Source organism: Flavobacterium sp. (genome assembly GCF_039916025.1).
Classification (GTDB): Bacteria; Bacteroidota; Bacteroidia; order Flavobacteriales; family Flavobacteriaceae; genus Flavobacterium.
The window spans coordinates 1-9,407 of sequence record NZ_JBDSMB010000036.1 but is presented as its reverse complement, the minus strand read 5'-3'; the positions used below and the strand labels follow the sequence as shown (position 1 = coordinate 9,407).

11 protein-coding genes are annotated in these 9,407 nt (G+C 33.4%); 8 read left to right on the top strand and 3 right to left on the bottom strand.

The features are described 5' to 3' along the window. From ABIQ27_RS01875 to ABIQ27_RS01860, 4 genes are all read left to right on the top strand, one after another. A partial coding sequence (locus ABIQ27_RS01875) for a S1 RNA-binding domain-containing protein (protein WP_348031527.1) occupies positions 1-487 on the top strand: 487 nt, incomplete at its 5' end. Positions 488-609: 122 nt separating this feature from the next. Then, a complete protein-coding gene (locus tag ABIQ27_RS01870) occupies positions 610-1,914 on the top strand; it encodes a hypothetical protein (protein WP_348031526.1) in 1,305 nt (434 codons plus the stop codon). 12 nt (positions 1,915-1,926) lie between these two features. Further along, complete coding sequence (locus tag ABIQ27_RS01865) at positions 1,927-2,481, top strand: sigma-70 family RNA polymerase sigma factor (protein WP_348031524.1); 555 nt, start codon at positions 1,927-1,929, stop codon at positions 2,479-2,481. Beyond that, entirely contained in the window at positions 2,471-3,994 is a 1,524-nt protein-coding gene (locus ABIQ27_RS01860; RefSeq protein ID WP_348031522.1) for a hypothetical protein, read from the top strand. The genes ABIQ27_RS01865 and ABIQ27_RS01860 overlap by 11 nt, the downstream gene beginning before the upstream one ends. Before the next feature lie 57 nt (positions 3,995-4,051). Here ABIQ27_RS01860 and ABIQ27_RS01855 read toward each other — a convergent pair whose 3' ends face one another. From ABIQ27_RS01855 to ABIQ27_RS01845, 3 genes are read right to left on the bottom strand one after another with little or no spacing between them, the layout of a single operon-like run. Next, on the bottom strand, positions 4,052-4,654 hold the full coding sequence (locus ABIQ27_RS01855; RefSeq protein WP_348031520.1) for a hypothetical protein: 603 nt from the start codon (positions 4,652-4,654) through the stop codon (positions 4,052-4,054). Positions 4,655-4,658: 4 nt separating this feature from the next. Next, a complete protein-coding gene (locus tag ABIQ27_RS01850; RefSeq protein WP_348031519.1) occupies positions 4,659-5,396 on the bottom strand; it encodes a hypothetical protein in 738 nt (245 codons plus the stop codon). Between the two features lie 10 nt (positions 5,397-5,406). Further along, positions 5,407-5,904, bottom strand: coding sequence for a hypothetical protein (locus ABIQ27_RS01845; protein WP_348031518.1), 498 nt, complete (start codon positions 5,902-5,904; stop codon positions 5,407-5,409). A gap of 103 nt (positions 5,905-6,007) precedes the next feature. Between ABIQ27_RS01845 and ABIQ27_RS01840 the strand changes: the two genes are divergently transcribed. The 4 genes from ABIQ27_RS01840 (at position 6,008) to ABIQ27_RS01825 (ending at position 9,358) form a co-directional block, all read left to right on the top strand. Next, on the top strand, positions 6,008-6,967 hold the full coding sequence (locus ABIQ27_RS01840) for a helix-turn-helix transcriptional regulator (RefSeq protein WP_348031516.1): 960 nt from the start codon (positions 6,008-6,010) through the stop codon (positions 6,965-6,967). Positions 6,968-7,047: 80 nt separating this feature from the next. Next, positions 7,048-7,911: a sigma-70 family RNA polymerase sigma factor gene (locus ABIQ27_RS01835; RefSeq protein ID WP_007137700.1), complete on the top strand. Its 864-nt coding sequence runs from the start codon at positions 7,048-7,050 to the stop codon at positions 7,909-7,911. Positions 7,912-8,209: 298 nt separating this feature from the next. After that, positions 8,210-8,872 (top strand): ribulose-phosphate 3-epimerase, encoded by a 663-nt coding sequence (gene rpe / locus ABIQ27_RS01830; protein WP_348031514.1) that lies wholly within the window; start codon positions 8,210-8,212, stop codon positions 8,870-8,872. Positions 8,873-8,905: 33 nt separating this feature from the next. Then, complete coding sequence (locus tag ABIQ27_RS01825; RefSeq protein WP_348031512.1) at positions 8,906-9,358, top strand: hypothetical protein; 453 nt, start codon at positions 8,906-8,908, stop codon at positions 9,356-9,358. The last annotated feature ends 49 nt before the right edge of the window (positions 9,359-9,407 follow it).

Below are 9,407 nucleotides of genomic sequence, written 5' to 3'. Positions count from 1 at the left end.
TGGTGGAAAAGTGATACAGGAATTGCAAAAAGCTACTGGTTGTACAATCGTTATCAACGAAGTTGATGAGCAGGGTGTTGTTGAAATTTTAGGAACTGATCCTGCCGGTATTGAAGCAGTATTAGCTAAAATTGAATCCATCACTTTCAAACCACAAATGGGTGAAGCTTATGAAGTGAAAGTAATTAAAATGTTAGATTTTGGTGCCGTTGTAGAATATACAGAAGCTCCAGGAAACGAAGTATTGTTACACGTTTCAGAATTAGCTTGGGAACGCACAGAAAATGTTTCCGATGTAGTGAAAATGGGCGATGTGTTCTTGGTAAAATACCTTGGTATGGATCCAAAAACAAGAAAAGAAAAAGTGTCAAAAAAAGCACTTTTACCAAGACCTCCAAGAGATGAGAATGCTGCTCCTAGAGAAGACCGCGGACCACGTCCTGAAAGACGTGACGACAGAGCTCCAAGAGAAGATAAAAAAGACTAATTAGTTTTTTAGTTTATAGAAAACCCCGATTCAAGATTTTGAATCGGGGTTTTTACTTTTATTTTCATTGGCAACGCAACCTTTTCATTTTTTTCCAGACTTTGATTTAAACACCGATAATTATGAAAAATTCTAACCTTGTTCCGAAAATTTTTATTCTACTCTTTTTGTCCCTTATTATTAATAGCTGTAAAGACCTTGACGACACAATTACCTATCCGAATGCTGAAGATTTGATTCAGAAAGATTCAGAGTTATTTGACTTATTGAATCGTGTGACTACTGAAGATGACGACCCAATGACCGACATTGTTTGTATCGACTTTATATATCCGATTCATTTATTGATATACAATTCAAGCTTAGAGCAGATTGGCACTGTATCTATAGTAGGAGATGACAATTTCAGTGCGTTTCTTAGCATTCTTCCTGCTGATCAATCTATAAGTATTAGTTACCCAATTTCAACAACACTGGCTGATGGAACGGAATTCATCGTCAATAATAATTCCGAATTGAAACTAGCAATTGACAGTTGTTCAAGAGAAGATATTATTACTTATTGCGGTACTTTGTTTGGTGGTTCAACGACAATAATAACGCCGTGTGTATGGAAAGTTCAATATGACGCAACAGGTGATAATAAATATTTAGGCGGTTATTTTGATGCCAATCCTGATGGAACAATCAAATTATATTACAATGATCAAATATATAATGGCAGTTGGACATTTTTATTTGTCAATGATGAGTTTCATATGAATATAAATCTGGAAGGCACATCAGAAGTAGCTTTAGATTGGAATTTTGATAGAAAAGTTGAAATGAACGGCGATGAAATCATCATTCAAAATTTGCCAAAAAACGTGCATCTAAAAAAAGCATGTCAGGATATAACACCTTTTGCTATCGGAGATGCTGGTCCAGCTGGTGGAATCATTTTTTATGACAAAGGTTCATATACCGAAGGATGGCGTTATGCCGAAGCTGCTCCGGCTGATTTAGCTTATTTTGAATGGGGTTGTGCGACTTCGTCGATTGCAAACTCGCAAAGCAGCCTTATTGGAAAAGGGCTTTTCAATACTGGCGCGATATTAAATTTTCATGATATTTTAACCAATTATTACACCAATCCGATTGTTTGCAGTAATTTGAATAATGGAACGGTTGCGGCCAAAGAATCTTTAGGCTATCAGTTAAACGGTAGAAAGGACTGGTTTTTACCTTCAGAAGATGAATTGGCTTTATTATATACCAATTTACATCTGGAAAGTTTAGGCAATTTTTCGAATACAATTTATTGGAGTTCAACTGAAAATGATGCAACTACAGTAAAAACAATAGACTTCACAACTGGGGAAAGTGTCATCAGTTTAAAGGTTCCGGCTTTAAATACTGTAAAAGTTAGATGCATTCGTTATTTTTAAAAAAATTATTTTTTGACAATAGAAGATTTAATAAAATCCTGCCAGAAGCAGAACAGCAAGGCGCAAGCAGAGTTATACCATTTGTATAAGAAGACTCTTTTTGTGTTGTGCCTCAAATATTGTCAAAACGAAGCTGAAGCCGAAGACAATTTGCACAATGCTTTTATAGAAATTTTCACCAACATCAAACAATATAAAGGGAACGGTTCATTTGAAGGCTGGATGAAAAGAATCACCATCAATAAAGCCATTGACAGCTATAAAAAATCATATCAATTAATTTCGATAAGCGATAAAACTTTCCCGGATACAGAAATTGAAGAAAATGAATTGGATGACTATTCATTAGATTATATTTTGGCATTAGTTCAAAACCTGCCGGATCAATACCGACTGGTTTTTTGTTTATATGAATTAGATAATTATTCACATTCTGAAATAGCTGAAATGCTGAATATAAGTGTCGGAACATCAAAATCAAATTTGCATCGGGCCAAAATGATTTTAAAAGAACAAATTAAAACAAACAAATCTGTCCATACTATAAATATGAAATATGGAAAATAGAAAAGATATAGGAAAAGCAATAAACGATAAGCTGAATTCATTGGACAAAATGCCAAGAGAAGAAGTTTGGACCGGCATCAACGAAGAACTTCAAAAAAATAAGAAAAAACGAAGAACTGCATTCTTTTTCTTTTGGGGAAAAACCCTAGGAATATTGCTTCTTGGCTCAATGGCAGCATTTTATTTTTACAATCAAAGTAATTTGAATTCACTAAAGAATTCTAATGAAACTATTATAATCAATGATGCAAATAAAAATGATGTCGTGAATGGCTCAAATAATGCAAATGATACAGAGGCTACGAATGACACAAATTCGGATGAAAACTCCAGCGAAACTGGCACAAATAAAAACAGCAGTGTTGATGGTAAAAATGTAACTGATGACGGGAATAGTCTCACTAATGGAAATTCAGCTGGCAAGAGAAATACTGCTGATTTAGAAAATTCTTCAAACAATAATAGCAGAAAAAATGCGGTTAATCTTAAAGGGAAAAGCAATGAAAGAGTCAATTCTAAACTAAAAAAGAAAAACCATTCCAAGATTACATCTAAATCAGGAAAAAGCAAATCGAAAAAATTCCTGAAAGCTAAAACCAAAAAGTCAAAGAAAAAATCTGCCAAAAAAGAGAAACTTCTTCTGACTCAAACAAATGTGACTAAAAAAGACACAACTGTTTTAGATCTTTCTTCATTGCAAGGCAAAAATACAAGCGATTTGCTTTCAGAAATAAAATCAAAGAAAAAAGATTCTCTTATTGCCAAAAAGAAAAAAGAGCCTAAAATCAATTTAGAACCTAAAGATTCTTTAAGCAAGGATAGCGCAAAAGTTTATCATAAATTTTATGTCGATGTCTTTGTTTCTCCAACTTTAAACGGTTATTTCTCCAATGGCTCAACGCTTGACAGCCGTTTGGATTCACTTCCGAAAAAATCAGAAATTAAATTCAGTTATGGCATTGGATTGACTTATGATTTATCAGATAAAATTTCGGTTCGAATTGGGTTTCACAAAACCAACATGAGTTATGTCACCAAAAACGCCGCAATAGTTGTCAATGCAGGAAGTGCGGGAAATTATAATGGAATTAGTTACAATCCAAACATATCAAATCAAACCATTTATTCCGAATCCAATGGTTCACAAAGAATGGACATCACACAAAAAATATCGTATACCGAAATTCCGTTAGAAGTTAAATACAAATTTTTGGATAAAAAAATTGGACTCAAATCAAGCTTTGGTTTTAGTTATTTGTATCTGAATGACAATGTAGTAATCATAAAAACCGAGAATGGATATAGTCAGGAAATTGGAAAGACAAAAGATTTGTCAGATACATCTCTTTCTGTGAATCTTGGTTTAGAGATGGATTATCCGCTGTTCAAAGACATGAAAATCTTTGTCGAGCCAATGTTCAATTACCAAATAAAAGCATTTTCAAATAGTAGTTTCAAACCCTATGTTTTTGGAATCCATACCGGAATCCGATATTGTTTCAATAATAAATAGTTAGTTATAATTGTGGTAAAAGGCCCTGGTTCATCAATTTGAATTAGGGCTTTTGTTTTATTGACGGTAAACAATTCCAAACATAAGGCTTTGAGAGCCATAATCATTATCTATTCGTTGGTTGAATAATCCGTAAGGTGAAAACTGATAATGACACTGGAGTCCAATATTTTTGTAATTGAATTTTATTCCCTGAGAAATATAAAAGGTGGAAAACACTTCTTCACTATGCTCATCTCCTTCAAAATGGATTTCTTCAGGAGCTTTGTAAACATTTATCGCAATACCAATTCCAGAGTTCCATTCAACATTGCAATTGTTGTTTTTTAATGACATTGGAATAACCTTTGCAAATCGGGAACCTATATTTATTCCGAAATGTTTCGATTTATACTGAATTATAGAATCCTGATAATTCACATTGACAATTGCAGGATTTTTGGGAATGAAAAAATTAAAGCCAAAATCAATAAAATCAGTTTTTACAAGCCTGTTTCTGAACCAAAAACCAAAAGAGGGTGACATATCAAACTGATTGGCCAGTTTTCCTATTGGCTGTACAAATCCGGCTTCAACATATACGCGCTCATAATCATTAGTATTTTGCGCAAAGCTAAAACCAGAAACCAGAACTACGATCAAAAAATATATATTTTTCATGATGTTACCAATTTATAAAAGGCAAAGACCTTTTTTTGTTAACGTTCCAAACTCCAACCTGAAAACCTCTGGAATAAGATCTATTGAAGAGTCCTACCTGCAACCCATGATTCGTTTTGGCAAAATTTATAATTCCGACTTGCAATCCATCTAATTTGAGTGACTGATTGTAAAAACCAGCAGTAAAACCATTCATATCATTGTTAACATTGGCCAATCCAACGGAAACTCCAGTTTGTCTATCAGACATAGTTCCTAATGGAGCGATTGATAAACCATTGAAATTTTTGAATTTATTGGCAAAAGAAATATTTAAACCGTTCATGCTTGTAGGTACAAAAAAGCAGCCACTGCTAATACTGATTCCGTTTAATTTCAAAAAAGGCGTTTTATCCCAATCCTCCACTTTTAAATAGAGATCTCCATTTAAAGTATCATTTTGCTTCCCGCCATTCTTAATGATTTCAGGTAAATACATAACCATCAAGAAAGCTGCAAATGCTCCTGCAATAGGCGCAGGATTGGCTTCAAGATTTAAGCCATTGATTGTTTGACGGCTGATTTTTTTGTTGTCAATGTGGCCTAAGCCAAAAACTAATCCATTTACTTTCTGAAGTTTGCTGGACATTGGAGATAGACTGAAAGCCTGTGTCTTTAAAGGGGTGATTTGTATGCTAATGTTGTCTTGCGAAAATCCTTTTAATGATAGTATCATCAAAAGAAATAAAAATTTTGTTTTCATATTATTAGTTTTATTTAATTATTGGTTTAAAAATAAATTGCTCTTTATTACTAGATCCTGCTGCCATCATTAAAATCATACCTGAATGATTGAAGTAGCTGTCAATTATTAAATTATTTTCTTTATCTAACGAAATCCTTAGTCGATTAACTTGTGTAATCCAATAAATGGGTGGAAACGGAATTCGTTTTTTTTCTAAATAGACTTCAAAAAAATTTCTTTTAAACTTTCCGTTAAAACATCTGAATCTGTCACCTCCGAGTGCATCTTTATAACTGATTTTCAAATCGCCTTCTTTATCAAAACTTAGATTAATTTCTTTGTCTGTTAATCTATTCATCTCAAACAAGCTCGTTAAAGTTTTATTCTGTTTTGTAAAATCTTTATTGCTGAATGTTCTGTCTAGTGAACTATCGATTTTCATTAAATCGCGATTCTTGATTTTCTTTTCAGATGCACAAGACATAAGCAGAAAACAAAGGCTAATTAATATTATTGGATTTTTCATAGTTCTTATTTTTAAGATTGCAAGACAAACGTATTGCGATTATCACACATAAATTTGCAATAAACAATAATATAATTTTATATATTTGTGATAATCACAAATTATGAACAATCAAGAACTTCTTTTAAAGGCAATTCGGAAACAGCTTTCGGCAGCTTCGCTGAATGATGAAATTGCGACTATCCTGAATATTAGTTATGATGCAGCGCATAGACGTGTTTCTGGAAAAAGCAAATTTTCTATTGAAGAAACTGTGACCTTAGCCAATCATTACAACATTTCTTTGGATGCTCTTTTTGCACAGAAAGAAAAAGTCATCATAGAAAAGACGATAGAGATTACTTCTTTGAAAGAGATGTTGCTGTATTTTAAAAATTCTGCCATTCAAATCACCGAATTGACCAATTCTCCACATTCCGTTTTATATTACTCTGCTAAAGATATTCCGCTATTCTATTTTATGGAAGGAACAATTGTGTCAAAATTCAAGGCATATGTTTGGCTTTCTATGCTAAATGAAAGCCAGTCAAAAGAAACATTTGAGAATTTTGTGATAGACGAATCTTTTATGGAACATATGCAAAAGCTAAAAAAGATTTATGAAAATGTAAAAGTCATTGAGATTTGGAACGACACAACCATAAATAGTAGTTTGCAGCAAATCTCTTATTTCTATGAAGCTGGCCTGCTTTCCTTTAAAAATGCTATGGCATTATTTTTAGACATAAAGAGAATGTTAAGCGTTGTAAAAAACAAATCCAACAAACCTGATTCCAATTATTCATTTTTTTACAACGAGTTAATTTTACTAAACAACAACATTCTTATTAAATCAGAAGTAAAACTAACTATGTTTATCCCGTATACTTTATTAGGTTATTTTATTACTGACCACAAAGAAAGCTGCGAAAATGTACATCAGTTCTTTAATCAGCAGATTGCCAATTCAAAACTATTAAACCAAGCCGGAATTAGAGATCAAAACCAATTTTTCAACCGTGCTGATAGAAAAATTGATTACTATATAGAAAAATTAAACAATCAGGTTGATATTCAATTTTAAAAAATAATTATTTTTTTGTAACTTTTCCAAAATTGTAACGTACAACCACCTGAACACTTTAAAGTAAAGGAGACAAATTAATGAGACAGCTCAAAATCACCAAGCAGGTAACCAATCGTGAAACTGCTTCCCTAGACAAGTACCTACAAGAAATTGGAAAAGTTGACTTAATTACTGCAGACGAAGAAGTAGAGTTAGCTCAGAAGATTAAAGCCGGAGATCAAAAAGCGTTAGAAAAATTGACAAAAGCCAATTTACGTTTCGTCGTTTCTGTAGCTAAACAATACCAAAATCAAGGTTTAACACTTCCAGATTTAATTAATGAAGGAAATTTAGGTTTGATCAAAGCGGCTCAACGTTTTGATGAAACTCGTGGTTTCAAATTCATTTCTTACGCTGTATGGTGGATTCGTCAATCTATTCTTCAGGCTTTAGCTGAACAATCACGTATTGTTCGTTTGCCTTTGAATAAAATTGGTTCAATCAATAAAATAAATAAGATGTACGCTTTGTTAGAGCAATCTAACGAACGTCCACCTAGTGCTGAAGAAATTGCAAAAGAATTAGATATGACAGTTAATGATGTAAAAGAGTCTATGAAAAACTCTGGTCGTCACCTGTCAATGGATGCACCTCTTGTTGAAGGAGAAGATTCTAACCTATATGACGTCTTACGTTCTGGTGAATCTCCAAATCCTGATAGAGAATTAATCCACGAATCTTTGCGTACAGAAATTGAACGTTCTTTAGAAACTCTAACACCAAGAGAAGCAGATGTTGTACGTTTGTATTTTGGTTTAGGCGATCAACACCCAATGACTTTAGAAGAAATTGGAGAAACTTTCGATTTAACCCGTGAGCGTGTGCGTCAAATTAAAGAAAAAGCAATCCGCAGATTAAAACATACTTCAAGAAGTAAAATTTTAAAAACATACTTGGGTTAAACCCAAAATTCCAAAAAACAATACCCAAAATTCAACATTGGAATTTGGAATTTAAAAAATTGGAATTTAACAATAACAACAGTCTGATTAACTGTTCGTTTTTTGATTGATGATTGAAACTCCGGCTGATTACCGGAGTTTTATTTTTTTAATCTGAACTCGTTTCAGATTCTCATCAAATTTATTTGGGCGTGCCCCTTCGGGTCTGGCTTTCCGCAGTGCATGGCACTTGCTCCAATCCTTCACGCAATTGTTAAAACAGAAACTTTTTCTATCTTTGCCAAAACAACACTACAACATGAAAAACACTCTTATTGCACCTTCTGTTCTTGCTGCCGATTTTGCTAATCTGCAACGCGATATCGAAATGATTAATAACAGTGAAGCCGACTGGTTTCACATCGATATTATGGATGGTGTTTTTGTTCCGAATATTTCTTTTGGAATGCCGGTTTTAGAAGCTATAACCAAACATGCAAAGAAAACAATTGATGTACACTTAATGATTGTTGACCCTGATAGATATATCAAGGCTTTTGCAGCTTTAGGAGCCAATGTTTTGTCCGTTCACTACGAAGCCTGCACGCATTTACACCGAACGTTACAAGCCATAAAAGCCGAAGGTATGAAAGCCGGAGTTGTGCTGAATCCACATACAAACGTTGCTTTATTAGAAGACATCATAAACGATATCGATATGGTATGTATTATGAGTGTCAATCCAGGTTTTGGCGGTCAGTCTTTTATTGAAAACACGTATTCCAAAATTGAAAAGCTAAAAGCTTTGATAAATCGCAAAAATGCTTCAACTCTAATTGAAATTGATGGCGGAGTTACCGATAAAAATGCGGTTAAATTAGTAAAAGCTGGTGCAGATGTGCTCGTAGCGGGAAATTTTGTTTTCAAAGCAGAAAACCCAACAAAGACTATTAGTGATTTGAAGAAATTGACAAGTTTTTAATCTATAAATAACGTAAATTTAAAAAGCAAAACTATGAAAAAGCTGCTATCATTATCGTTTCTATTCATTGTCCTTGCAACCAATGCCCAAATAAAGGTTGCTAAAGCTGAAGCAAAACCAATTCTTATTGGTAAGGTGGGAACACCGACTATAAGTACCATGGAAATTACGAAAACCGGTGACTTGGTTACTTTTAAATATCAGAACAACAATAAGCCCCAAATAGCTGAATTCAAAACCTTTAGCTTTAAGGATATTGATGGCGCATTTGAAGGATTCTACGAAGTCATCAAAGATGGCCTTACAAATTTACCAAAAGAAGATATTAAGATTGAATTACCCAATGAAACAGTTAGCCTTCAATTTACAAAGGCGATGAATATTGCCAGCGTGAAGATGAAGATAAGCTATAATAATGGAGAAGAAAGTGGGACAACTGTATGGTTAACCCAAAAACAAATTGATAAGTTATACAACAAGTTATGAATTTACTTTCCGTTTTTTATCCGTTGCAGAACAGATCATAAAGGTTTAA

Bases quoted from the DNA above. Each gene is read 5' to 3' on its own strand.
- ABIQ27_RS01835 (WP_007137700.1), top strand. From the start codon at position 7,048: ATGAGACAGCTCAAAATCACCAAGCAGGTAACCAATCGTGAAACTGCT.
- ABIQ27_RS01825 (WP_348031512.1), top strand. From the start codon at position 8,906: ATGAAAAAGCTGCTATCATTATCGTTTCTATTCATTGTCCTTGCAACC.
- ABIQ27_RS01850 (WP_348031519.1), bottom strand. From the start codon at position 5,396: ATGAAAACAAAATTTTTATTTCTTTTGATGATACTATCATTAAAAGGA.
- rpe (WP_348031514.1), top strand. From the start codon at position 8,210: ATGAAAAACACTCTTATTGCACCTTCTGTTCTTGCTGCCGATTTTGCT.
- ABIQ27_RS01860 (WP_348031522.1), top strand. From the start codon at position 2,471: ATGGAAAATAGAAAAGATATAGGAAAAGCAATAAACGATAAGCTGAAT.
- ABIQ27_RS01845 (WP_348031518.1), bottom strand. From the start codon at position 5,904: ATGAAAAATCCAATAATATTAATTAGCCTTTGTTTTCTGCTTATGTCT.
- ABIQ27_RS01870 (WP_348031526.1), top strand. From the start codon at position 610: ATGAAAAATTCTAACCTTGTTCCGAAAATTTTTATTCTACTCTTTTTG.
- ABIQ27_RS01840 (WP_348031516.1), top strand. From the start codon at position 6,008: ATGAACAATCAAGAACTTCTTTTAAAGGCAATTCGGAAACAGCTTTCG.
- ABIQ27_RS01855 (WP_348031520.1), bottom strand. From the start codon at position 4,654: ATGAAAAATATATATTTTTTGATCGTAGTTCTGGTTTCTGGTTTTAGC.